The sequence below is a fragment of the Pseudomonas sp. GW822-FHT05A08 genome (genome assembly GCF_058800485.1).
In genome coordinates this window covers 4429962-4454780 of sequence record NZ_CM179511.1, presented here as the reverse complement: position 1 = coordinate 4454780, position 24819 = coordinate 4429962, and the positions used below count along the sequence as shown (strand labels likewise).

The 24819-nt window shown below is 65.6% G+C and carries 19 protein-coding genes and 2 riboswitches; of the genes, 11 read left to right on the top strand and 8 right to left on the bottom strand.

Annotation, left to right across the window (positions count from 1 at the left end; translation table 11 throughout):
* Positions 1 to 47: 47 nt before the first annotated feature.
* From AC3RCP_RS19950 to AC3RCP_RS19940, 3 genes are read right to left on the bottom strand one after another with little or no spacing between them, the layout of a single operon-like run.
* Positions 48 to 461 (bottom strand): cobalamin biosynthesis protein, encoded by a 414-nt coding sequence (locus AC3RCP_RS19950; RefSeq protein ID WP_492571010.1) that lies wholly within the window; start codon positions 459 to 461, stop codon positions 48 to 50.
* Entirely contained in the window at positions 458 to 1165 is a 708-nt protein-coding gene (locus AC3RCP_RS19945; RefSeq protein WP_492571011.1) for a CbtA family protein, read from the bottom strand. The genes AC3RCP_RS19950 and AC3RCP_RS19945 overlap by 4 nt, the downstream gene beginning before the upstream one ends.
* A gap of 11 nt (positions 1166 to 1176) precedes the next feature.
* A complete protein-coding gene (locus tag AC3RCP_RS19940; protein ID WP_007921866.1) occupies positions 1177 to 1365 on the bottom strand; it encodes a CbtB domain-containing protein in 189 nt (62 codons plus the stop codon).
* A 98-nt stretch (positions 1366 to 1463) separates the two neighbouring features.
* Positions 1464 to 1685, bottom strand: a riboswitch (cobalamin riboswitch).
* Between the two features lie 105 nt (positions 1686 to 1790).
* Positions 1791 to 1989, top strand: a riboswitch (cobalamin riboswitch).
* Between the two features lie 96 nt (positions 1990 to 2085).
* On the opposite strand from AC3RCP_RS19940, the gene cobW reads away from it, so the two are divergent.
* From cobW to AC3RCP_RS19920, 4 genes are all read left to right on the top strand, one after another.
* Positions 2086 to 3153: a cobalamin biosynthesis protein CobW gene (cobW, locus tag AC3RCP_RS19935; protein WP_053261739.1), complete on the top strand. Its 1068-nt coding sequence runs from the start codon at positions 2086 to 2088 to the stop codon at positions 3151 to 3153.
* 3 nt (positions 3154 to 3156) lie between these two features.
* Positions 3157 to 6930 (top strand): cobaltochelatase subunit CobN, encoded by a 3774-nt coding sequence (cobN, locus tag AC3RCP_RS19930; protein ID WP_492571012.1) that lies wholly within the window; start codon positions 3157 to 3159, stop codon positions 6928 to 6930.
* Between the two features lie 186 nt (positions 6931 to 7116).
* Positions 7117 to 8124 (top strand): magnesium chelatase ATPase subunit I, encoded by a 1008-nt coding sequence (locus AC3RCP_RS19925; RefSeq protein ID WP_492571013.1) that lies wholly within the window; start codon positions 7117 to 7119, stop codon positions 8122 to 8124.
* Positions 8125 to 8177: 53 nt separating this feature from the next.
* Positions 8178 to 8780 (top strand): vWA domain-containing protein, encoded by a 603-nt coding sequence (locus AC3RCP_RS19920; RefSeq protein ID WP_492571014.1) that lies wholly within the window; start codon positions 8178 to 8180, stop codon positions 8778 to 8780.
* 56 nt (positions 8781 to 8836) lie between these two features.
* Here the strand turns inward: AC3RCP_RS19920 and AC3RCP_RS19915 are convergent, their stop codons facing one another.
* Both AC3RCP_RS19915 and AC3RCP_RS19910 read right to left on the bottom strand, forming a co-directional pair.
* A complete protein-coding gene (locus AC3RCP_RS19915) occupies positions 8837 to 9160 on the bottom strand; it encodes a hypothetical protein (RefSeq protein WP_009044456.1) in 324 nt (107 codons plus the stop codon).
* Between the two features lie 208 nt (positions 9161 to 9368).
* The gene (locus tag AC3RCP_RS19910) at positions 9369 to 10592 is read right to left on the bottom strand and encodes an NADH:flavin oxidoreductase/NADH oxidase family protein (RefSeq protein WP_492571015.1); all 1224 of its coding nucleotides are present in this window, start codon (positions 10590 to 10592) and stop codon (positions 9369 to 9371) included.
* A 77-nt stretch (positions 10593 to 10669) separates the two neighbouring features.
* On the opposite strand from AC3RCP_RS19910, the gene AC3RCP_RS19905 reads away from it, so the two are divergent.
* The gene (locus AC3RCP_RS19905; protein ID WP_101338393.1) at positions 10670 to 11083 is read left to right on the top strand and encodes a MerR family transcriptional regulator; all 414 of its coding nucleotides are present in this window, start codon (positions 10670 to 10672) and stop codon (positions 11081 to 11083) included.
* A gap of 87 nt (positions 11084 to 11170) precedes the next feature.
* Here the strand turns inward: AC3RCP_RS19905 and AC3RCP_RS19900 are convergent, their stop codons facing one another.
* The 3 genes from AC3RCP_RS19900 to AC3RCP_RS19890 form a co-directional block, all read right to left on the bottom strand.
* Complete coding sequence (locus AC3RCP_RS19900; protein ID WP_256593407.1) at positions 11171 to 12508, bottom strand: Wzz/FepE/Etk N-terminal domain-containing protein; 1338 nt, start codon at positions 12506 to 12508, stop codon at positions 11171 to 11173.
* Positions 12509 to 13117: 609 nt separating this feature from the next.
* A complete protein-coding gene (locus AC3RCP_RS19895; protein ID WP_101338392.1) occupies positions 13118 to 14656 on the bottom strand; it encodes an MFS transporter in 1539 nt (512 codons plus the stop codon).
* Positions 14653 to 15150: a GlcG/HbpS family heme-binding protein gene (locus AC3RCP_RS19890; RefSeq protein WP_007930475.1), complete on the bottom strand. Its 498-nt coding sequence runs from the start codon at positions 15148 to 15150 to the stop codon at positions 14653 to 14655. Before AC3RCP_RS19890 ends, AC3RCP_RS19895 begins: the two co-directional genes overlap by 4 nt.
* A gap of 103 nt (positions 15151 to 15253) precedes the next feature.
* Between AC3RCP_RS19890 and AC3RCP_RS19885 the strand changes: the two genes are divergently transcribed.
* The 6 genes from AC3RCP_RS19885 (at position 15254) to AC3RCP_RS19860 (ending at position 24797) form a co-directional block, all read left to right on the top strand.
* The gene (locus tag AC3RCP_RS19885) at positions 15254 to 16129 is read left to right on the top strand and encodes a LysR family transcriptional regulator (RefSeq protein ID WP_492571016.1); all 876 of its coding nucleotides are present in this window, start codon (positions 15254 to 15256) and stop codon (positions 16127 to 16129) included.
* A gap of 80 nt (positions 16130 to 16209) precedes the next feature.
* Positions 16210 to 16932 carry a hypothetical protein gene (locus AC3RCP_RS19880; protein WP_492571017.1) on the top strand — a complete coding sequence of 241 codons (723 nt, stop codon included), beginning with the start codon at positions 16210 to 16212 and terminating at the stop codon, positions 16930 to 16932.
* A gap of 399 nt (positions 16933 to 17331) precedes the next feature.
* The gene (locus tag AC3RCP_RS19875; RefSeq protein ID WP_492571018.1) at positions 17332 to 18894 is read left to right on the top strand and encodes a TerC family protein; all 1563 of its coding nucleotides are present in this window, start codon (positions 17332 to 17334) and stop codon (positions 18892 to 18894) included.
* 265 nt (positions 18895 to 19159) lie between these two features.
* Positions 19160 to 21271: a type I secretion system permease/ATPase gene (locus AC3RCP_RS19870; protein ID WP_492571019.1), complete on the top strand. Its 2112-nt coding sequence runs from the start codon at positions 19160 to 19162 to the stop codon at positions 21269 to 21271.
* Positions 21268 to 22653, top strand: coding sequence for an HlyD family type I secretion periplasmic adaptor subunit (locus AC3RCP_RS19865; protein WP_492571020.1), 1386 nt, complete (start codon positions 21268 to 21270; stop codon positions 22651 to 22653). Before AC3RCP_RS19870 ends, AC3RCP_RS19865 begins: the two co-directional genes overlap by 4 nt.
* A gap of 2 nt (positions 22654 to 22655) precedes the next feature.
* Entirely contained in the window at positions 22656 to 24797 is a 2142-nt protein-coding gene (locus tag AC3RCP_RS19860; protein WP_492571021.1) for a type I secretion system permease/ATPase, read from the top strand.
* The last annotated feature ends 22 nt before the right edge of the window (positions 24798 to 24819 follow it).

Below are 24819 nucleotides of genomic sequence, written 5' to 3'. Positions count from 1 at the left end.
TCACAGATGAAGATTGCTCATGATCAGCGGCGGGGATTATCGAAGATTTACCCGGAGCAGGCCAAGGCGAGGGTCGCCTGGGCGTATTTCTGCCGCGGGACCAGCAGCTTTGCCGGGCTTCGGGCCAGGCGTTCGGCCAGGGCCAGGGCGGCACTTTCGGCGACCCCGTAGCAGCCGGTGCGTTCGTAGGCGATCTGCGAACGATGGCTGAGTTGCAGCACATAAGGCGTCAGCTGGTTACTGCTGAAACAGGTCAGGGGCAGGTCCAGGTGCGCGGCCAGGGCCAGCAGCCCGGGTTCCTCGCATTTCAGGTCGATGCTGGCCAGGGCCTTGATCTGCCCAAGGTCGATGCGGTGGGTGCTCAGGGTCTGGTCGAGCAGGGTGCGCAAGGTCTCCACCGGGCAGCCCCGCTGGCAGCCCAGGCCGACCACCAGGGTCGGCGCTGTGCTGGCCTGCGTCATGCCGAGTACTGATCGTCGCTCTTGCGGCGGAACAGCCAGGCGCTGATCAGGCCCAGGGCCAGCCAGAACGCGGCGTTGGTCAGCTGCGAAGCGATCTTGAACTGCGCCTCCAACTCCTCCGGGGCGAGCATCGAATGCACTTGCGGCTGTGGCGCGCCGATGAGGTGCGGCACGGCGAGGATGGCCACGCCCAGCGCTTTCAGCAGCCAGTTCCGGGCGAAGACGATCAGGGCAATGCCGGCCGCGGTGGAAGCGGCGGTACCGACCCACCAGACCTGCCGTTGCGCCAGGTCCGCGGCGGCGGTGCCCGGCAGTTCGGGCGGCAGGCCGAGGGTCGGCGCCAGGCAGAAAGTGGCATAACCGGCCAGGCCCCAGAGCAGGCCCTGGGAAGTACGGTTCGGCGCGCGCAGGGTGTAGAGACCGGCGAGCATCAGGGCGAACCCCACGGCGACCACCAGGTTGCCGCCGGTGGTGGACAGCACGCGCTGCCAGCCGTCTTGCGGCTCCCAGGCTTCGGCGTCGTGGCTGTGGGCGGCGGTGCCGGCGGCATGCTCATGCGCTTCTTCATGCTGGGCGGCCGGGGCCTTCTCGTAGGTTTCCGCCTCCAGGATCAGCGGTGCGACCCAGAAGCTTTGCAGCAGGGTCAGCAACAGGGCCGCCAGCAACCCGGTGAACCCCGCGGTTTGCGCGATACGCTTGATCATGTCGGCAGGTCTCAGTGGCAAGGGAAGGCGGCGCTGTGGCGGGTATCGTGGGCGGCGTTGTGCACCGCTTCGATATGGGAGAAGCCGGCGAAATACACAAGGCACGCACCGAGGATCGAGGCGCCGATGGCGGCGACCAGGCGTTGGCTCAGGGTGGCGGTACTGCTGCTGGAATGGCTGGTGCTGCTGATGATCGACATGGCGCTTCCCTCTGGTGTGTCAGCGGGTGAATCGAGCGCAGCAAAACCCCGCGAGACGGGCTCGCGGGGAATTAACAGCGCCCGCCCACCGCGGGTTTGTTATGACTGTGCAGCGGGCCGGTCTCCGGGCTCGCGAGGGGCGGGGCTTGCGCCACGCCTGCAAGAATCGCCTTCCCATGCCGGACTGCTGGCACAGTGGATCTGATTCTTCGCTCGCTTACCGTTGCGGGGGCAGCACCGGACTGATCAAGGCTTTTGGCCTGTGACGCACCGGTTTCCCGTTTCACCCTGTGAAGGGCACCCGTAACAAGGTGTGTAGGAGAGCATGGGCGAGGGAGGGGCGTCAATTGGCAAGGGTTCTCGTTTTCGATCGCAATTGGCCTGTCCTCGCGCTGCATGAACATTGACCGCCCCCCAAGCTCTGCGTAGCCTTGCGCTTTCGAGGTTCTTCGGCGTCTGTCGAAGCTAAGAAGGGAACGCGGTCCAAGCCGCGGCTGCCCCCGCAACTGTAAACGGTGATGAACGATGCAAGGCCACTGCCAGGCGGCGGGAAGGCGCATCGTTGGCCAGTCGAACGACCGGCACGCCGTCAGCCAGGAGACCTGCCTCGGACCTGATTCTCACTACAACCGGGCGGGGTGATCCGGTGGCGAACCCTTCCGTGCAGTTGCCTGCGCGGCTCTCGTCCCGTATGCCCGCCACCTTGCCAAAGGGCATCCGATGAAAACACTGGCCAAACTTCCCGTCACCATCGTTACCGGCTTCCTCGGCTCGGGCAAAACCACCTTGCTGCGGCACATGCTGGACAACGCCCAGGGTCGACGCATCGCGGTGATCGTCAACGAGTTCGGCGAGCTGGGCATCGACGGCGAGATCCTCAAGCAGTGTTCCATCGGTTGCACCGAGGAAGAAGCCAGCGGTCGCGTCTTTGAACTGGCCAACGGCTGCCTGTGCTGCACCGTGCAGGAAGAGTTCTTCCCGGTGATGCGCGAGCTGGTGGCCCGTCGCGGCGACCTCGACCATATCCTGATCGAAACCTCTGGCCTGGCCCTGCCCAAACCTTTGGTCCAGGCATTCCAGTGGCCGGAAATCCGCAGCGCCTGCACCGTCGACGCGGTGATCACCGTGGTCGATAGTCCGGCCGTGGCCGCCGGCACCTTCGCCGCCTTCCCGGACCAGGTCGACGCCCAGCGCAAGCTCGACCCCAACCTCGACCATGAATCGCCGCTGCACGAGCTGTTCGCCGACCAGCTGTCCAGCGCCGACCTGGTGATCCTCAACAAGGCCGACCTGATCAGCCCGGCAGACCTGGCCAAGGTGCGCCTGGAAGTGGCCGAGGAGCTGCCGCCGGCGGTGAAAGTCATCGAAGCCAGCAGCGGTCGCCTGCCGCTGGACGTGCTGCTGGGCCTGGGCAACGGCTCGGAAGAACATATCGACGGCCGCCACAGCCATCACGATCATCACCACGATGGCGACGATCATGATGATCATGACCACGACGCCTTCGATTCCATCTCCATCGAGCTGCCCCAGGCCGACGAAAGCCTGCTGCTGGACGCCCTGACCCAACTGGTGGTGCAGCACGGCATCCTGCGGGTCAAGGGTTTCGCGGCGATCCCCAACAAGCCGATGCGCCTGTTGATCCAGGGCGTGGGCACGCGTTTCGACAAGCACTTCGACCGCCAGTGGGGCGCCGATGAAGCCCGTGCCACGCGCCTGGTGCTGATCGGCCAGGAACTGGACGCGACCCTGCTCGAAGCGCAATTGCGCGCCGCGCTTAGCGTGTAAGTCATGCACCTGCTCAGGACCCAGCCCGGCGGTTTCGTGTCGGATGACAACATTGCCGACCTTGGACAAACCCCCGCCGAGCTGGTGATCCTGTGCAGCGGCGACTCCAGCCTGGCGCTGCTGGCCGAAGCGGCGCAGCAACTGCCGGAGGATTACCCGAGCTTTCGCCTGGCCAACCCGATGCAGGTGCAGAACCATGCCTCGGTCGACCTGTATGTCGACCAGGTGCTGCGCCACGCCAAGGTGATCCTGATTTCCCTGCACGGCGGCATCGCCTATTGGCGTTATGGCATCGAGCAACTGGTGCAGCTGGCGCAACGTGGCGTGCAGCTGATCCTGGTGCCGGGCGACGATCGTCCGGACCCGGAACTGAGCGACCTGAGCACGGTGCCCGCCGCCGACCGCGAGCGCCTCTGGCACTTTCTGCGCCAGGGCGGCATGGGCAATGCGTTGAACCTGTACCGCTGCCTGGCCAGTGGCTGGCTGGGGCGTGATTACCCTTGGTCCGAGCCGCAGACCCTGCCGCGCACGGCGATCTACCACCCGCACCAAAGCAGCGCCGCCCTCAGCGACTGGCACGCCGATTGGCGGGCTGGCCAGCCGGTGGCGGCGCTGCTGTTCTACCGCTCGCATTTGCAGGCGGCCAACACCGCCTTTATCGATGAGTTCTGCCGGCGCTTGTTGGCGGCGGGCCTGAACCCGCTGCCGATAGCCCTGGCCAGCCTGAAAGAGCCCGGTTGCCTGGCGGTGGTCGAGGACCTGCTGGATGAAGTGCAGGCAGGGGTGATTCTCAACACCACCGGCTTTGCCCAGTCCAGCCCGGAGGCGCCGCACTTGCGGCCGTTCCGCCGCGATATCCCGGTGATCCAGGCCATCTGCGCCCAGGACAACGAACCCGGCTGGCGCGCCAGCGAGCAGGGTCTGGGCCCGCGGGACCTGGCGATGCACATCGCCTTGCCGGAACTGGACGGGCGCATCATCAGCCGGCCCATCAGCTTCAAGGACCTGGCCTGGCGCAGCGAGCGCAGCCAGTCGGACGTGGTCTGCTATCGCCCGGCCCCCGAGCGCATGGATTTTGTCGCCGAACTGGCGCGGCGCTGGGTCGATCTGGCCCGGCTGCCGAATGCTGAAAAACGCATCGCCCTGATCCTCGCCAACTACCCGACCCGCGACGGCCGCATCGGCAATGGCGTGGGCCTGGATACACCGGCGGCGGCGCTGAATATCCTGCGCGCGCTGCACGCCGAGGGTTATCCGTTGCCGGCCGAGTTGCCGGACAGCGGGACGGCGCTGATCCAGCAACTGCTCGGCGGCGTCAGCAACGACCTGGACAGCCTCGACCTGCGCCCGTGCCAGCAAAGCCTGGCGCTGGAGGAGTACCAGGCCATGTTCGACGCGCTGCCCGAAGCCAACCGCCTGGCGGTGACGGAACGGTGGGGCGGGCCGCAAAACGACCCGATGTTCCGCGGTGGGCGGCTGATGATCGCCGGCCTGCGTTTTGGCCTGACCTTTGTCGGCATCCAGCCGGCGCGCGGTTATCAGGTCGATCCGAGCGCGGTCTATCACGACCCGGACCTGGTGCCGCCCCACGGGTACCTGGCGTTCTACTTCTGGCTGCGCCAGAGCTACGGCACCCATGGGCTGATCCACGTCGGCAAGCACGGCAACCTGGAGTGGCTGCCGGGCAAGGGCGTCGGCCTGTCCGAAAGCTGCTGGCCGGACGTGCTGCTGGGGCCGCTGCCGAATATCTATCCATTCATCGTCAATGACCCGGGCGAGGGCGCCCAGGCCAAGCGCCGGACCCAGGCGGTGATCATCGACCACCTGATGCCGCCGCTGACCCGCGCCGAAACTTACGGCCCGCTGCGCGACCTGGAACTGCTGGCCGACGAGTACTACGAAGCCCAGTTGCTCGATCCGCGCCGCGCCCGCGAGTTGCAGAAAGACATTCTCAAGCTGGTGCGGGTGACCCGGATCGACCGTGAACTGCAACTGGACGGGCAGCTCGACGGCGAGGCCGACGCGGCGCTCTGGCTGCCGCGCCTGGACACCTACCTGTGCGACCTGAAGGAGTCGCAGATCCGCGATGGCCTGCATGTGTTCGGCGAATCGCCCGCGGGCCGCCTGCGCATCGACACCTTGCTGGCCCTGCTGCGCATTCCCCGTGGCGATGGCCGGGGCGCGCAGTCGAGCCTGTTGCGGGCCCTGGCCAAGGCCTTCGAGCTGGGCTTCGATCCGCTGGACTGCGCCTTGGCCGAACCCTGGAGCGGGCGCCGGCCACAGTTATTGCAGGACCTCAGCGAGCAGCTGTGGCGCACTGCCGGCGATACCCGTGAGCGCCTGGAGCTGTTTGCCGGGCGCTTGATAGAAGCGGCCTTGGCCGGTGAGGTCGAGCAACTGAACGAGCCCGGCTGGAGCGAGGTCAAGGCGATCATCGACAGCCTGCGCGAGGTAGTGGCGCCGCGCCTGGATGCCTGCGGCCCGGCGGAAATGCGTGGCTTGCTGGATGCCCTGGGCGGGCGTTTCGTGCCGGCCGGGCCCAGCGGCGCACCGAGTCGTGGACGCCTGGACGTGCTGCCCACCGGGCGCAACTTCTACTCGGTGGACGTGCGCAACCTGCCGACCACCACCGCCTGGCGCATCGGTTTCCAGTCGGCCAACCTGATCCTCGAACGGCACCTGCAGGACCATGGCGACCACCTGCGCCAACTAGGCCTGTCGGTGTGGGGCACGGCGACCATGCGCACCGGCGGCGACGATATCGCCCAGGCCATGGCGCTGATGGGCGTGCGCCCGGTGTGGGCCACCGGCAGCCAGCGGGTCGACGACTTCGAGATCCTGCCGCTGAGCCTGCTGGACCGCCCGCGGGTGGACGTGACCCTGCGGGTGTCCGGGTTCTTCCGCGATGCCTTCGCCAACCTGATCCGCCTGTTCGACGCCGCGGTGCAGGCGGTGGCCGCGCTGGACGAGCCGGACGACCTCAACCCGCTGGCGGCCAAGGTCCGCGCCGAGCGTGAAGCGTTGCTGCAGTCCGGTCTCGATGCCGAGGCCGCGCAGCGCCAGGCCGGCTGGCGGATCTTCGGCGCCAAGCCCGGGGCCTATGGCGCGGGCGTGCAGGGCGCTATCGACGCTCGCTTGTGGCAGAGCCGCGAGGACCTGGCCGAGGTCTACCTGAACTGGGGCGGCTACGCCTATGGCGGCGCCGACGAAGGCACCGCGGCCCGTGGCCAGTTCGCCCAGCGCCTGAGTCAGGTGCAGGCGGTGCTGCAGAACCAGGACAACCGCGAGCATGACCTTCTGGATTCCAACGACTACTACCAGTTCCAGGGCGGCATGCTCGCGGCGGTGGAAAGCCTCAGCGGCGAAAAGGCTGCCAGCTACCACGGCGACCACAGCCAGCCGGACCTGCCGAAAATCCGCAGCCTCAAGGAAGAGCTGAACCGGGTGATCCGCTCCCGCGCGGCCAACCCGAAGTGGATCGCAGGGGTGAAACGCCACGGCTACAAGGGCGCCTTTGAAATGGCCGCCACCGTGGATAACCTGTTCGCCTTCGATGCCACCACCGAACTGATCGACGATCACCAGTACGCCTTGCTGGCCGACGCCTATCTGCTGGACCCGGCGACCCGCGAATTCATCCGGCAGCACAACCCCCATGCGTTGCGCGACATGACCGAGCGCCTGCTCGAGGCCCAGCAGCGCGGGATGTGGCAGGCGCCCGGCGAGTACCGCGAGGCCCTGGAAAACCTGTTGCTGGATATAGAAGAAGATGGCTGATGCCCCTGTAGCCGCTGCCGCAGGCTGCGATCGGGCCCGCAGGGCCCGCTGGGCCCGCTGGGGCAGGCAACGCGGCCGGTCAGATGCCAAAGCGTCGCCTGTTTTATGCCGACTGCGTCGTCAATCGCAGCCTGCGGCAGCGGCTACATCGATTGATGTTCGTGCACCCCTTTATCGAGAACCGACATGAGCGATACCCCACATTTCCCGCTGTCCGCCGTGGTCGGCGCCGATGACCTGAAACTGGCGCTGTGCCTGACGGCCATCGACCCGAAAGTCGGCGGGGTGTTGATCGAAGGCCCGCGGGGCATGGCCAAGTCCACCCTGGCCCGCGGCCTGGCGGACCTGCTGGCGAGCGGGCAGTTCGTCACCTTGCCCCTGGGCGCGACCGAAGAGCGCCTGGTTGGCACCCTGGACCTGGACGCGGCGCTGGGCGAAGGCCGGGCGCAGTTTTCCCCGGGCGTGCTTGCCAAGGCCGATGGCGGGGTGCTCTACGTCGATGAAGTGAACCTGCTGCCGGACCATCTGGTGGACCTGCTGCTGGACGTGGCCGCCAGCGGCACCAACCTGATCGAGCGCGACGGTATTTCCCACCGGCATTCGGCCAGGTTCGTGCTGATCGGCACCATGAACCCGGAAGAGGGCGAGCTGCGTCCGCAACTGCTGGACCGCTTTGGCCTGAATGTCGCCCTGAGCGGGCAGACGCCGCCCACTGAGCGGGGGCAGATCATTCGCCGGCGGCTGGATTTCGACAGCGATCCCCAGGGCTTCTGCCAGCAGTGGGCCGCCGAGCAGGAGGCGCTGCGCCAACGCTGCCAGCAGGCGCGGGGGTTGCTGGCGGAGATTGCCCTGGACGATCGAGCGCTGGAGCGGATCACCGAGCGCTGTTTCGCCGCCGGCGTCGATGGCCTGCGCGCGGACCTGGTGTGGCTGCGTGCCGCCCGCGCCCATGCGGCCTGGCGCGGTGCCCGGGCCATCGAGGAGCAGGACATAGACGCCGTGGCCGAATTCGCTCTGCGCCATCGCCGTCGCGACCACCCGCCGAGCGCAGCGCATCCGCCGCAGCTGTCTCCCGCGCCATCCCCGGCCCAATCCAGCCCCGCCGAAGGCCAGGGCCAATGGGGTGAATTGCCGGCCCAGGCGCTGGCCACCGGCGCCCGGCGTGAAGTGCCGAGCTGGCCAAAAAAGCCCTAGGCATTCGCCCCCGGTCCGACGCGGGGGCGAATGCCAAGTCCCGCGCCGGGCGGTTGGACAAGGGCAGGCAAGGCCGCGCGCGCGCGGCCGTCCACGGCTCGATCAACTGGCCCGGCACCTTGCTCAACGGCCGGCCCCGCCAGCGTGACGATCTGTTGTGGCACCTGCGCAGCCGTTCGCCCCATGAGCTGTGGCTGGTGGTCGTCGATGCCTCGGCCTCGACCCGCCGCCATCAGGCGTTGAGCGATGCCAAGGGCCTGCTGGCCCAGCTGTTCGACGATGCCTACCGGCAGCGCGCACGCCTGGCCTTGCTGACCGCCAGCGGCCGCGCGCCGAACTGGCAGGTGCAGGGCCTGAAGGCCTCGAAGGATTTGCGCGCCTGGCTCGACGGCCTGGGAGCGGGCGGCGGCACGCCGTTGCTGGCGGCCTTGGCCGAGGCGGGACGGTGGCTGGTCTCGCGGCAGAAGCGTTACCCGGCCGAGCAGCAACGGGTACTGCTGCTCACCGATGGCCGGCTCAAGACCTTGCCGCCCTTGGAGCGCCTGGGTTGTCCGACCCTGTTGATCGATATCGAACGCGGGCCGATCCGCCTCGGCCGCGCTCGCGAGCTGGCGCAGCAGCTGGATGCACAGTACCGGCATATCGATGGGGTGTGATGGGGTGAGGGCAGTCCGGCCGTGAGCCGGCCGACGACTGCCCCCGGATCAGCGTTTCAGCCGCCGAAAGGAGCGGAACGGATGGCTTCGCCTTTCCTGGCGCAGGAAGGCGGGTTGGTCATGCCCAGGGTGAGCAGATTGCCGCCGTTGATGATGCAGTTGAACTCCTTGTTGTCGTTGGTTTTCAAGGCCACGTAGGTGTTGGTGCCTTCGGTGCGACGGCTGACGATGCTGACGTCCGAGGGCGCATAACCCAGGGCGCCGCTGGTCTGGGATTTGATCTGTTCATCGCTCAGGGTATTGGTCTTGCCGGCGATGGAGTTGCAACCGGCGAGTCCGAGGGTGAGGGCACAAGCCAGGGCAAGGGGGACGACTCTCATGTGTTGCTCCTTATTATTAGGGGGGGAGGTCCGCCAGGAATCCTAGCAGCGGTGTATTTTTTTTGCTGGGTATGCTGCTGGTTTTTTGCGATCCGCTGCGCGAATTGAACATTACCAGCCGACGGACGGATGCGTTTGCTCAGGCGCCCCGTCCGTTCCCTTGAGAGCGGGCAAGAGCGCCCCCTTGCTGGCGCTCTTGCATCGGCTATTACCTGGCCATTTCCTGTCGGTACTGGCGCGTGCGCCTGGCGCTGCTCAACTGGTCGAGCAGCAGCGCCAGCCAGGGGCGTACTTGAGGTTTGGGCGCGCGCCCGCGACTCAGGCGATGCATCTGCAGGCGGACGATGGCCATGGTCGCCAGGGAGGCCAGGGGCTTGCGTTTCCAGCGTAGCGGCGGCAGTTGCGGATGGCTGTGCTGGCCGCTGCGCCAGAGCCGGGGCAGGGCTGGCTCGAGGGCCAGGGCGGTGGCGATGCCGGCCATCGCGATACCGCTGTCCAGCACTTGCTGCACCACCGGCAGGCGGCGGATGCCGCCGGTGACCATCACCGGCATCCGCGCCACGGGCGCCAGTTCGCTGGCCATTTCGATGAAGTAGGCTTCGCGCGCCAGGGTCCGGCCGTCGCGCACCTCGCCCTGCATGGCCGGGGACTCGTAGCTGCCGCCGGACAGCTCCAGCAGATCCACCGGCAGGCCGTTGAGCATCTCGATGACCTGGTGCGCGTCCCCGGCATCGAAGCCGCCGCGCTGGAAGTCGGCGGAGTTGAGCTTGACCGAGACACAGAACGTGGCCGAAACCCTCTCCCGTACCGCCTTGATCACCTCTACCAGCAGACGCGCGCGGTTTTCCTGCGAGCCGCCCCATTGATCGGTGCGGCGATTGGTCAGGGGCGAGAGGAACTGGCTGATCAGGTAGCCGTGGGCGGCATGGATCTGCACCCCGGAAAAACCGGCCTGTTCGGCCAGCCAGGCACTGTTGGCGAAGCGCTGGATGATCTCGGCGATGTCCTCTTCGCTCATGGGCCTGGGTTCGGCGAACATTTTCGAGAACTGCCCCATGTCCAGGGCCACCGCCGATGGCGCCAGGGCCTGCTGGCCGAGGTTGGCCATGGTCTGGCGCCCGGGGTGATTGAGCTGCATCCAGAACTGCGCGCCCTTGGCACGACCGGCACGGGCCCACTGGCGGAACTGCTCCAGGTGCTGCTGGTCTTCCAGGGCCACGCCGCCGGGGCCGGTCATCGCGCGGCGGTCGATCATCACGTTGCCGGTCAGGATCAGCCCGGCCTCACCCTCGGCCCAGGTCTGGTAGAGCCGGATCAAAGCCGCGGAGGGTGCCTGCCGGCGGTCGGCGAGGTTCTCCTCCATCGCCGCCTTGGCGATGCGATTGCCGATCGTCTGGCCGTTGGGCAAATTCAAGGCTTGAAAGGGTGACATGCTTGACTCCTCATCAGTGGAGGCCTGAGGCTAAGCTTAAAGTTAACTTTAATGTCAAGCAGGTTATCGAGGTCGAAATGAACATTGGCCAATTGGCACAACTCAGCGGGCTGGCGGCATCGCGCATCCGTTTTTACGAAGCCCAGGGCCTGCTGCCCCAGGTCCAGCGCCAGGCCAACGGCTATCGCCGTTACCCTCCGCAGATCCTGCAGACCCTGGAGATCATCCAGTGCGCCCAGCAGGCCGGGTTCAGCCTGGACGAACTCAAGCAACTGCTGCCGGGCTGCGAGTCGAGTGACCTTGACCATCAGGCCCTGCTGCAAAGCCTGGAGCGCAAGGTCGGGCAGATCGAGGATATGCAGCGGCATCTGGCCCAGAGCAAGGCGCAACTGCTGGAGATCATCGACAACATACGCGATCGTCCGGAAGGCATGGATTGTTCCGAGAACGCCGAGCGGGTCATGGCGTCGATCAAGGGTAGGGGGTTCTGAGCCGCCTGTGTTTCGGGACGCTTGAAACAATTTGGGCGACCATCGCGGTCGCCCAAAAGGTGTTCCAGGTTTGGCGGATCGAACCGCTTACTGCGGCCTATCGTTGCCTTTGCCCCGAATGTTGCCGGACTGGTCCAACAATACCGGGGTGGCGAGCAGGTCATTGTGGTGCGATGCGCGGTTACTGTACGAGTGGATGAGCCGGCGGATCAGGGCGATTGCCACGCCGAGCATCAGGCCCAATACCAGCGACAGCATGACGATCAGTACTCGTTTGGGCTTGACCGGGCTTACTGGCTGCAAGGCCTTGCGATCGATGGTGACCAGTTTCAGCCGGTCCATATCGATGTTCAGGTTGCGCAGGCGAGCCACTTCAGCCCTGAGCGGAAAGACGTCCTTCAGGAAAATGTCCTCGTTGGAACGCTTGTTCAGTTCCTGCACCTGGCGGTTGACCTGCAGCATCTGCAGTTCCTTGCCGATTTCGGCGATACGCTTCTCGGTGAAATCGTCAGAGGTGCGTTTTTGCAGGGCTGCACGCTCGGCCTCGAGGGTTTCATAACCCATGAAGTACAGCGGGATGCTCTGAGTGTTGACCTCGGTGCGCATCACCTGGGTCGAGCCGGCGCGGGAGGCGTCGGACATCGAGGATGGCGTGGTCGGCGTACGGATGCCCATCGACTTGGCGATGGTGATCGCTTCGGCCAGTTCGGCCAGACGGTCCTTGCGCTGTTCTTTCAACTGCCCGCGCAAGGCCTTGAGTTCGTCCTCGAGCTGCGCGCGGCGAATATTATCGCTTTCGAGCAAGGCCGCGATTTTCGATTCCTTGTCGGTTTCATAGTTGGAGCGCGCCGCGGCAATCTTGCCTTTGAGTTCATTGAGCCGGTTGTTGACGATGACCTTGAGGTCGGCGCCAATGCGTTCCCGTTCAGCATCGATGGCGTATTCGACGAAACCGTTGAGGATCTCTACCCCGTTGACATCCTTGGGATATTGCATTTCCAGCTTGATGTAGCTGCTCAGGGCGTTGGTGATCTTCGGATCCGGAAGGATCAGATTGATCGAGTCCCGGTTGAAGTCCTCGAAACTCTGTTCAAGGGTTTGCCCAGGGCGTTTAAAAGCCTGGAACAGATCCTGGTGCGAGCGGAAGAAGTCCAGTCGTGTTTCATAGGACTCAAGTGCTGCGCCGACCTTGGACAAGGCATCTGCGGGCGGCAGTTTGTAGACTTCCGAGCGATTGAGGGCGTCGAGTTCATTCAGGGCGGCTGGGCGTAATACGCTGCTCACCTCATATACACGGGGAGCCAATAGCGCATAAGCCAAGCCCACCAGTGTCACGGCAACGGTACAACCGATTACCAGCTTCTTTTGCTGCCAGATGGATTGGAACAATGCAAACAGATCAATTTCATCCGCGTCAGCATTCATCTGAGGCCGGGGAACAATATTCAAAATCAGCACACCTCTAATTCATGTGAATCCTAACCCTGTCATGCCGTACCCCCGACGGAGCATGCATGCAGGGCCGCCCCCGTGATGAGGCTCCTTGCCGATGGGCGCCACTCGTTGCCAGAAAAAACCATGAGATGGGGCTGTTTTCTTGCGAGAGATAGTTGGCAGGCCACTTTCCGAGGTAGGTCCCGGAAATGGCTGTTTCGATGCCGAGCGCTTTTAACGTAACTCTGAATCCTGCAGGCACTTTGCCATTTACGAATGGTGAAGACGTTAAGTGGGCGAATATTACAGGAATGCTCGGGAGGATAAATATATGAATTTAACCGTACCTTCATAATTCGCCTTATCTATTGCTGTTCGGATGGCAAAGCGGCCTGTTTGCCATATGGAAGTTTATCGGTGCCCCATAAAAGGGCGGGTAGGCTTACAAGTTGTGAGTATTTATCTAATAGCCTGGCAGTTGGCCTCAAAAGAATGGGCGATAGAACACCCTGAGGTTTTATTGGTGCCGGGCAGATCATGACTGGCCTGATACAGAGTTGCCGCACCTTGAACGCGAGAGGGGGCGAGCCCCATGAGTGTTCACTCCACGCTCAGGGTCAAAGGCCGCGGCTGCGGGATGGGATTGCGCATCAGCGTACCCACCGTTACCGCCGCCAGCAGCGCCAGCAGGCCGGCCACCCCGAGCACCACGCCGAAACCGTCGACGAAGGCCTGGCGGGCCAGCGGTTCGACCAGCTCTTTCGCCGAGTCGGGCAGCAATGCCAGGGCTGCGGGCATGTCGCCGGCCACCACCCGGGAGGCGATGGCCTGGGCCTGGTCGAGCCATTGCGCGGCGCTTGCGCCCAGGCTGGCGTGCAGGCGTTGCTGGGTATGGCTGCCGAGCAGGGCGCCGAACACGCCGATGGCCAGCATGATGGCGCTGAAGCGCATGGTGGTGCTCAGGCCCGAGGCCATGCCGGCGCGGTCGCGGGGCACGCAGGCCATGATGTTTTTCTGCGTGTCGCCGTTGAGCAGGCCGGCGCCGGCACCGGTCACCGCGATGGCCAGGGCAAAGTTCAGGTAGCCGCCAGCCTGCACGGCCCAGGCGGCGAGCAGGTTGCCGCAACCGACCAGGGTCAGGCCGGCGGCCATCAAAGTCGCCGGGGCATAACGCGTTGCCAGGCGCACGCCGATGCGCGGGCAGATCAACATGGTCAGGGCGAACGGCAGCATGCCCAGCCCCGAGGCGATCGCCGAGAAGCCCAGGCCGTTCTGCAGGTAGAAGGGCAGCAGGGTCATCATCACCTGGGCGCAGCCGGCGTAGGCGAACATTCCCAGCAGGGCACCGATGAAGCGCGGATGGCGGAACAGCTGCAGGTCGACCATGGGCCGGCGCTGCACCCGCTCGATCAGCACGAACAGCCCGAGCAACGCCACGCCGCCCAATAGTCGGGCGTAGGTCAGCGGGTGGCTCCAGCCGATGCGATTGGCTTCGATCAGGCCCCAGATCAGGCACAGCAGGCTGGCGCTGAAGGCCAGGCTGCCCCAGGGATCGAGACGGGCGGCCTGGGTGTCGCGGGACTCGGGTATCGCGCGCAACACCATCAGCACCAGCAGCCCGCCCACCGGCAGGTTGAGGTAGAAGATCCAGCGCCAGCCGATGAACTCGGTGATCAGGCCGCCGACGGTGGGCGCGGCGGTCATCGCCACGCCCATGCAGGCCCCCCAGAACGCCCAGGCCTTGGCTCGTTCGACCTCGTCATGGAAGGTGTGGCCGATGGTGGCCAGGGCCGAGGTCAGCAGCAGCGCCGCGCCGACCCCCTTGATCGCCCGGGCGATATCGAGCAACAGCACGTTGGGCGCGGCGCCACAGCCGAGGGAGGCGAGGATGAACAGCCCGAGGCCGCAGAGCAGGGTGCGCTTGCGTCCGAAGCGGTCGGCCAGGCTGCCGGCCGGCAGCAGCAGCGCGGCGAAGGCCAGCATGTAGGCGCTGACCACCCATTCGATATCGGCGAAGTTGGCCCCCAGGTCGCGAGCGATGCTCGGCAGGGTCACCGCGACTATGTTGGTGTCGAGCACGATCAGCGAGCACACCCCGGAAGCGGTGAGCAGGGTCAGGCGCGGGCTGGCCGGCCTCATGGCTGCACCCGTTGACCCAGCGCGGCGAGGGCGGCCTGGGCGATTTCATCGTCGTGGGCCGGGGTGTCGGCGCTGATGCCGATGGCGCCGATCACCTGGCCGTCGACGCGGATCGGCTGCGCGCCTTTCATCATCAGCAGGCCCGAGGTGATGGCCGCCTGGCGCCCGCCATTGATGGCGTTTTCCAGGTCGCCGGAAGGGCGCTTGAACAATGCCGAGGTCCGCGCCTTGCCCTGGGCCAGTTCGATGCCGGCCACCACCGGCGCACCGTCCATGCGCGCGCTGAGGATCGGCCAGCCGCCGTCGTCGACGATCGCCACGGCGCAGGGCCAGCCCTTGGCCGAGGCGGTTTCCTGGGCGGCCTTGAGCAGTTGTTGGGCGGTGGCGAAATTGAGGATTGCCTTCTGGGCAACGTCGGCGTCTTTCTCGGCGGCGAAAGTCGTGGGCACGCTGCAGCAAGTGATCATGGCCAGAAACAGTGGTTTGACGTGCATGGCGTGGGCTCTCTACTGTGAAGGTCTGGCCAGCTTATCCCGGGCTTTCGCCCGTTCTGTTAGGCGAGCTGGAGCACTTTATTACCTTTGAGCTAATGCACTTATGGAAATCCGTCATTTCCGCTATTTCCTGGCGGTGGCCCGGCAACGCAATTTCACCCGCGCCGCCGAACAGCTGGGCATCGCGCCGCCAACCCTGAGCCGGCAGATCCAGGACATGGAACAGGCCCTGGGCACCCGCTTGTTTGTGCGCCAGCAGCGCGAGGTCAGCCTGACCGAGGCCGGCGCGGCCCTGGTGCGCGAGGCCGAGGCCACGGTGCGCCAGTTCGAGTTCGCGCAACGTAACGCCCAGCGCGCCGGGCGTGGCGAAATCGGCCATATCGAGCTGGGATACGTGGCCTCGGCGGTGTATTCGGGGCTGCTGCAAAAACAGGTGCAGCGCTTCAGCCAGGACTGCCCGGACGTCAGCCTGAGCGTGCGCGAAAGCCCGATGGCGGCATTGCCCGGATTGGTGGCCGAGGGGCGGTTCGACATCGGTTATATCCGCTCGCCCATGACCCTGCCCGAAGGGGTGGAGGCGGTCCGCCTGGATGGCGAAGGTTTTGTCTTGGCGCTGCCCGCCGAGTCGTGGCTGGGGCGCTTGCCGGAGATCGCCCCGGCCCATCTGCACAACGAGACCTTCGTGCTTCCGGAACAGATCAGCGGCACCTTGCAGGTCGCCGCCGAGGGCGGTTACGCGCCGAAACTGGGGCCGCAGCCCGGCGGCCTGGTGGCGGTGCTGGCCCTGGTCTCCCTGGGGCAGGGGGTGGCCGTGGTGCCGGAATCGGTGGTCGGGCACGTGGGGCTGCCCAATGTGTTGTACCGGTCGATCCAGGGCAGCACGGCTGCGTCCTGGCTGTCGCTGATCCACCGCCGCTTCGAAAAGGCCCCGGCGGTGGCGCGGTATATCGAGCAGGTCAGAAGCCCATTGCGGAGGTAGGTGAATGATGCCCGCGATGCGGCGTTCTATCGGTGTTTCTTGCGCCTACGCAAGATGACTTGAGACCGTACGGAGTGCTCATGGACACATTCAAGCGTTTCAATTTCAAGCTGAGCTTTGATAAGCAGAAGATTGCCCAGGTTACCGAGCAGGAACAAATCGACAGGAGCCTGGCCTTTCTCAAGGCGATAGGCGAGATCGACCCCATTCTCAAGAACTGGTTCTTGTGCGCCGAAGGCAAGGATGACGGCCTGACGCACAATGTGCTCCTCGATCCGAGCAACTTGCGGCGTGAAATAGCCTCCTGGAAAGACTCGGACTTCGACGTCAACGACATGAGTTTTGTGTTGTGGAACGGGATACCCGACCCGCTCAAGGGCGGGCTTTCGATCACCTATCACGCACGAAGCGGTGGTTCGTTGCCCGCGGGCATCGAGTTTTCCGAAGCCGGGACACTGGTCCGTTGCTTGCAGGATCCTCGACAGGGCATTGTCGAGTTGATGAACGCAGTGGTCGATCTCTGGCCGGAAATCTATTGGGGCGTGGCCGCTCCCAACGAGTACTTTCGCAAGCAGCGGGTGTTCCAGGACCGGCAGACCATCGGCTGGATCGGTTATTGCCCGCACCCTCTGTCGGCGGCCGATTTTCCGGAAGTCGCCGAGCTGCGTCCCACTCAATCGAAGGGCGCTATTGTCGTTGCCTGCCCCGGCATCATGGACGAGAAGAACGTCCAGCATGTGCAGGTGGTGGGTGACACCGATATCAAATTGGTGGAACTCGGGCTGTTGCCCGGACGCTATTGAGTCGCACGGGCAGGCTGGCTTTTGCTGGGGCGAGCTTGCCTGCGATGGCTGTGGCCAGACACCCCGATAAGATTTTGAAATGATTTCCCCATGGGAAATTCCCCTTGGGGTTGTAGGATTCAAGTCCGTTTTTCTTCACAGGACTTGCATGAACACCCTCTCGGAGCCTCCCAGTCGTCCTTATCTTTGGACGCCTCAGCCTTTCCCCGCTCGATCCGCCTCACGGTGCCTTTCGCCAGTCATAAGGCGCGGACGTTACCTCGAACTCGCTGTTTTTCGCTGCTCGCCGCCGGTCGTCGCGACCGTTGGGCGCTGGCCTGCGTTCGCCGTTCAAAGGCCTTGTGGCCTTGCCTTGCCGTGTCCGGCTGCCTGAATTCACTGGAGAGATAGAGTCGTTTTATGGAATGGATAATGGACCCCACGGCCTGGCTTGGCCTGTTGACCCTGATCGTGCTGGAGCTGGTGCTGGGGATCGACAACCTGGTGTTTATCGCGATCCTCGCGGACAAGTTGCCGCCCCACCAGCGTGACCGCGCGCGGATCATCGGCCTGTCCCTGGCGCTGATCATGCGCCTGGGCCTGCTGGCGAGCATTTCCTGGTTGGTGACCCTGACCGCGCCGCTGTTCGAGGTGTTCGGCAAGAGCTTCTCCGGTCGCGACCTGATCATGCTGTTCGGTGGTGTGTTCCTGTTGTTCAAGGCCACCATGGAGTTGCATGAACGCCTGGAAGGCCATGTCAGCCAGCGCGCCGGTAATGCCGCTTACGCGCTGTTCTGGCCGATCGTTGCGCAGATCGTGGTGCTCGATGCGGTGTTCTCCCTGGACGCGGTGATTACTGCTGTGGGCATGGTCGACGAACTGGCGGTGATGATGATCGCGGTGATCATTTCCATCGGCCTGATGATCGTCGCCAGCAAGCCGCTGACCCGCTTCGTCAACGCCCACCCGACGGTGATCATGCTGTGCCTGGGCTTCTTGATGATGATCGGTTTTGCCCTGACCGCCGAAGGCCTGGGTTTCCACATTCCGAAAGGCTACCTGTACGCGGCCATCGGTTTCTCGATCCTGATCGAGGTGTTCAACCAGATCGCCCGTGCCCGCCGCAAGAAATCCATGCAGGGCCTGCGGCCGATGCGCGAGCGCACGGCCCACGCGGTGATGCGCCTGCTCGGCGGTCGCCAGTTGGCGGTGGAGGAGGTGGGCGAAGAGATCGCCGACCTGCTGGACAATGGCCAAGCGCCGAGCGCCGAGCTGTTCGACCGCCGCGAGCGGGTGATGATCAGCGGCGTGCTGCAACTGGCCGAGCGACCGATCCGCACCTTGATGACGGTGCGTGCCGACGTCGACTACATCGACCTGGCCGACGATGCCGAAGCCATCCGCAACAGGCTGATGCATTCGTCCTACTCGCGCCTGCCGCTGATTCGCGACGGCGCGGTGGAAGAGCCGCTGGGCTTCGTGCACAAGAAGGAGTTGCTCAAGGAATACCTGGCCGGCAACGAGCCGAACCTGGAACACCTGGCGCGCACGGCGATCAACCTGCTGGACAGCTTCTCGATCCTCAACGCCCTGGAGCAGATGCGCAAGGCCTCCACCCACATCGCGTTCGTGATCAACGAATTCGGCGATTTCGTCGGCGTGCTGAGCATGACCGACATCCTCGAATCCATCGCCGGCGAGCTGCCCGACGCCAGCGAGATCGAAGGCCCGGACATTGTCGAAGAGCAGGGCGGTTTCATGGTCAGCGGCGCCTTGAACCTGGCGCAAATCCGCCAGCGCACCGGCTTCGACGCCGAACCGACCGAGGACTACCAGACCCTGGCCGGGCTGGTGATGAGCCTGCTGGACCGCTTGCCGGTGATTGGCGACCGACTGCAATGGCAGGACTGGACACTGCAGGTGGTGACGGTGGAAGAGCGGCGAGTGACCCGGGTGCTGCTGCACCGGCAGGATGCCGCCTGAGCCATGAGCTGACAGAAAGCCGGACGCGAGTCCGGCTTTTTTTTTTGGCCTGGAACATGACCCGAGCCAAGGCCAGGCTCCGGCTGATTAAGTTTTACTTAAAAGCTTTCAACCCCGTGGCTGATTATCATTGCCGGGTAGCTGCCGCAGACTGGTTTCGTATCTCCATGCACCCTCGTTCTTGCAGCGCGGGTCTTGAAACGAGCGGTCTATGTCAGTCAATCCCGCAATACCCCCGCAGCCAGCCTTGGTCGAATGCCCCGCCATGGCGGAGCTTTCCGCCACGGCGGCCGTCCACTCGGCCCTGGCCTGTTGCCAACTGCTGCTGCAACTGACCCAGGAGCGCGCGCCACAGGCCGCCGACCCGGGAACCGAACGCGACCTGCGCCGGGCGCTCAAGGACTACGCCCGGGGCGCCGGTGCCGACCTGCGCCTGGAGCGTCTGGCGCTGGCCCGGCTGACCCCGAAGATGCTGCCCCTGGTCTGGCGCGACCGCAGCGGCGCGTTCATCCTGCTGGCCCGGTTGTCCGACGCGCAGGCGCTGATCCAGCGACCCTCAGCCCATACCCCGGATGTGCTCGATCGCGCGCAGTTGGCCGAAGAGTGGAGCGGCGAGGTGATTCGCCTGCGCCAGGGCGGCCTGCGCTTCGATCTGTCCTGGTTCGTTCCGGAACTGCTGCGCCACCGGCGGATACTCGGCGAAGTGCTGCTGTGCTCGCTGCTGCTGCAAGTGCTGGCCCTGGCGACGCCGTTGTTCTTCCAGGCGGTGATGGACAAGGTCATGGTGCACCGGGCGCTGTCGACACTCGACGTGCTGGTGATGACCCTGGTGGTGGTCGGCCTGTTCGAGGTGCTGCTCAAGGGCTTGCGCGAATACCTCTCGGCGCACACCGCCAATCGCATCGATATCGGCCTGGGGGTCAAGCTGTTCCGCCATCTGCTCGGCCTGCCGCTGCTGTACTTCAAGCAGCGCCAGGTCGGCGCGATCATCACCCGGGTCCAGGAGCTGGACAGCATCCGCGAGTTCCTCACCGGCTCCTTGCTGACCCTGTGCGTGGATGTGGCCTTCACCCTGGTGTTTTTTGCGGTCATGGCCTGGATCTCCTGGCCGCTGACGCTGCTGGTGCTGCTGACCCTGCCGCTGTATGTGCTGCTGGCCTGGGCCAGCAGCGGCCCGCTGGAGAAGCGCATCGAACGGCAGTTCTACAGCGCCGCGCGCAACACGGCCTTTCTCAATGAGACCGTGAGCAGCAGCGAAACCATCAAGAGCCTGGCGGTGGAGCCGCGCATGCAGCGGCGCTGGGAGGCGCAGACGGCGGAGATGGTCGAGGCCGGTTTTGCCAGCCAGACCCTCGGCAGCGCGATCAGCCAGATGGTCACGCTGTTGCAGAAAGTCACCGCGGTGGCGGTGATCTGCTGGGGCGCGAGCAAGGTCATCGACCTGCAGATGACTATTGGCCAACTGATCGCCTTCAATATGATGCTGTCCCACGTCAGCCAGCCCCTGGCCAAGCTGATCGAGGTCTGGCAACAGTTCGTCCGGGTGCGGGTGTCGGTGGACAAGCTGGGCGACATGCTCAACCTGCCGGTGGAGCAGGCCGAGGGCGACCAACGCCCGGCGCAGGCCCTGCGCGGCGAGGTGCGCATCGAGCAAGTGATGTTCCGCTACCGCCCGGAACTGGAGCTGGTGCTGCGCGGCCTGGACCTGCACATCGCCGCCGGCCAGACCCTGGGCATCGTCGGGCCGTCCGGGTCGGGCAAGAGCACGCTGACCCGCCTGCTGCAAAAACTCTATACCCCCGATGCCGGGCGCATCCTCATTGACGGCATGCCGCTGCAGCAGCTGCAACCGGCCTGGTTGCGCAGCCAGATCGGCGTGGTGCTGCAGGAAAACTACCTGTTCAACCGCAGCGTGCGGCACAACATCGCCCTGCGTCATCCCACGGCGTCCCTGGAAAGCGTGATCGCCGCGGCGCGCCTGGCCGGCGCCCACGATTTCATCCTGCGCCTGCCGCTGGGCTACGACACGGTGCTGGCCGAAGCCGGCAGTTCCCTGTCCGGAGGCCAGCGGCAACGCATCGCCATTGCCCGCGCGCTGATGGGCGATCCGCGGATCCTGATTTTCGACGAAGCCACCAGCGCCCTGGACGACGAATCCCAGGCGCTGATCCAGGACAACATGGCGCGCATCGCCGAGGGCCGCACGGTGATCATCATCGCCCACCGGCTGTCCGCGGTCCGCCATTGCCAACGCATCATCGCCCTGGAGCAGGGGCGTATCAGCGAGTCGGGCAGCCATCAGCAACTGCTGGCCAACGGCGGTTGTTATGCGCGCTTGTGGGCGCTGCAACAGGCGCTGCGCAAGGAGGCCCAATGATGCTCGGCGCATTGACCCATTTGCGACGCGCCTGGCAGCAGCTGCGCGAGGCGCCGGCGCTGCGGGGGCGTAGCCGCGACGAATACGAGTTCCAGCCCGGTTACCTGGAGATCGTCGAGCGCCCGCCCGCGCCCTGGGCGCGCGGCACGGCACTGCTGTTGATCCTGTCGATCCTGCTGGCCCTGGGCTGGGCAATCCTCGGTTTCCTCGACATCCATGCCAGCGCCGCCGGGCGCCTGATGGTCTCCAGCTACACCAAGGTGATCCAGGCCCATGAGGCCGGCGAAGTGCGGGCCATCCATGTGCGGGACGGGCAGCGGGTCAAGGCCGGCGACGTGCTGGTGGCGCTGAACCCGATCGGCATCGACGCCGAATTGAGCGAGTTGCGCGCGCAACTGGCGTTCAAGCGCCTGGAGCTGGCCCGGGCCCGCGCGCTGCTGACCCCGGACCCGCTGGGCAGCTACCAGGCGCCGGACGGTCTGGACGCGGAACAGCTCGCGGCGGCGCGGGAACAGTTGGCGAGCGCCTGGAAGGAGATCCGCGCCAACCTCGACAGCCTCAATGCCGAGATCGCCATCAACCAGGCCAACCAGCGGGCCCGCAATGGCGAGATCGCCGCCCTGGGCAAGCTGGCCAGCAACGTCCGCCGGCGCCTCGATGCGCGCCGGGCGATGGCGGCCGAACAACTGATGCCCCGGGTCGAATTGCTCGAGCAGGAAAAGGAACAGCTGGAGGTCGAGCGTTCCCTGGCCCAGCAACATGCCGAGCTGCAGGTGCTCAAGGCCCAGGCGCAGAACCGCCGGGAGCAGCGCGACAGCTTCCTGGCCAGGACCCAGCGCGAACAGCACGACCTGCTCAACCGCAGCCACCAGGATGTCGCGGTGCTCGAACAGCAACTGATCCGCGGCCGCGACCGGCAGCGCCTGCAAACCCTGCTGGCGCCGGTGGACGGGGTGGTCCAGCAACTGGCCGTGCATACCCTGGGCGGCGCGGTGCAGCCGGCGCAGCAACTGCTGGTGATCGTGCCCGAGGGCGCCGAGCTGGATGCCGAGGTCATGGTGCTGAACAAGGACGTCGGTTTCGTCAGGGCCGGGCAGCCGGTGGAGATCAAGGTCGACGCCTTTCCCTACACCCGCTACGGCACCCTGCGCGGCACGGTCGAGCATGTCTCCGGCGACGCCATCAAGGACGAACAGCTGGGTCTGGTGTTCCCGACCCGGATCCGCCTGGAGCGCGCCGCGATCGCCGCGGGGCAGGGGTGGATGCCCTTGCAGGCCGGGATGAGCGTGACCGGCGAGATCCGCACGGGCGAGCGGCGGGTGATCAATTACCTGCTGAGTCCGATTCGCGAGTATCAGTCCGAAGCGTTGCGGGAGCGTTGAGCATGACCACAGCCTTCAATCCCGCGGCCGAACAGTCGCCGACTGTCCTCGATACCGGCCTGCATGCACTGGCCTGGGCCGCCCGACGGTTTGACCTGAGCATCAGCGTGGCACAACTGAACCACCGCCTGGGGCGGGTCGAGGGCCTGGCCGACAGCCTCGACCTGCGGCGCTGCGCCGGCTGGATCGGCCTGCGGGCGCGGGCGCTGCAAAGCCAGGTGCAGCGTTTGCAGCACCTGCCGTTGCCGGCCCTGCTGGAAACCTCCCAGGGCTGGGCGGTGCTGGACGCGGTGGACGGCGACCAGGTGCGGCTGTTCTGGCCGTTGCAGGGGCAGTGCCAGAGCTTGTCTCGCGAGGAACTGGCAGCGCTCTGGCAGGGCCAGGTGCTGCTGCTGGCCGAGCGGCATGTCGAACCCAGGGCGCGCGGTTTCGGCATCGGCTGGTTCCTGCCGTCGATCCTCAAGCATGTGCGGCAGTTTCGCAGCGTGCTGCTGGTGTCGCTGATGCTGCAACTGGTGGCGCTGGTCACGCCGCTGCTGTTCGAGAACATCATCGACCGGGTCCTGGTCAGCCGCGGCCTGTCCAGCCTGCAGGTGCTGGGCATCGCCATGCTGGCGTTGGCGCTGTTCGAGCCCTTGTTCGGCCTGCTGCGTTCCTGGCTGTTCAGCAACGTGGCGAGCAGGATCAACGCCGAGTTGTCCGCGCGCCTGTACCAGCACCTGATCCAGCTGCCGCTGGGCTATTTCCAGGGGCGGCAGACCGGCGAGATCATCGCCCGGGTCGGCGAGATGCAGCAGATCCGCCAGTTCCTCACCGGCTCGGCCCTGACCCTGGTGCTGGACCTGGCCTTCTGCGGGCTGTTCATCGCCGTGATGTATGCCTACGCGCCGCTGCTGACCTGGGTGGTGGTCGGCTCCCTGGCCTTGTACTTCCTGTTCTGGCTGTGCGTGGGGCCCTTGCTGCGCAGCCGGGCCTTGCGCGAATACGAGTTGAACGCGACCAACACCGCCTTTCTCACCGAGGCCGTGACCGGCATCGAGACCATCAAGACCGGGGCCATCGAAAGCGGCTTCCAGCAGCAGTGGCAACGCCAGCTGGCGGCCTATGTGCGCGCGGCGTTCCACACCCGCATCGTCGGCATCTGGGCCGGCCAAGGCATCGGCGTGATCCAGAAACTCACCGCGGCGCTGTTGCTGTGGTGGGGGGTGATGCTGGTGCTGGACGGCCAGCTGAGCCCCGGCCAACTGGTGGCCTTCAACATGCTGGCCGGCCATGTGGTGGAGCCGATCCTGCGCCTGGCCCAGGTCTGGCAGGACTTCCAGCACACCCTGATTTCCCTGCGGCGCCTGGGCGACATTCTCGACACTGAGTGCGAAAGCGGCAGCGGCGGCCTGGCTTCGGTGCCGGCGTTGCAGGGCGGGGTGAGTTTCCAGGGTGTGCGCTTTCGCTATGAGGAGGACGGCCAGGAAGTCCTGCGTAGCCTCGACCTGGAGATCCGGCCGGGGGAACTCGTCGGCATCACCGGGCCTTCCGGCTCCGGCAAGTCGACCCTGACGCGCCTGTTGCAGCGCCTCTATGTGCCCCAGCACGGCCGGGTGCTGGTGGACGGCATCGACCTGGCCATCGCCGACCCGGTGGCCCTGCGCCGCAACATGAGCGTGGTGCTGCAGGAAAGCGTGCTGTTCGCCGGCAGCGTGGCCGAGAACATCCGCCTGTGCCGGCCCCAGGCCAGCGATGCCGAAGTGCAGCATGCGGCCAGCCTGGCGGGAGCGGCGGCCTTTATCGAAGCCCTGGCCCAGGGCTACGAGACCCAGGTCGGCGAGCGCGGCGGCCAGCTTTCCGGTGGCCAGCGCCAGCGCATCGCCCTGGCCCGGGCGCTGCTGAGCAACCCCGGGATCCTGCTCCTGGACGAGGCCACCAGCGCCCTGGACTACGAGTCGGAAGCGGCGGTGATGGCCAACCTGCAGGGCATCGCCCAGGGCCGCACGGTGATCAGCGTGGCCCATCGCCTCAATACCCTGCGCCACGCCGACCGGATCCTGGTCATCGATCAGGGCCGGGTGCTCGAACAGGGCACCCACGAACAACTGCTCGCCCTGGACGGGCTGTATGCCCGGCAGTGGGCCTTGCAGATGAAGGATTGAACCCACTGACGGCAGGAGTACG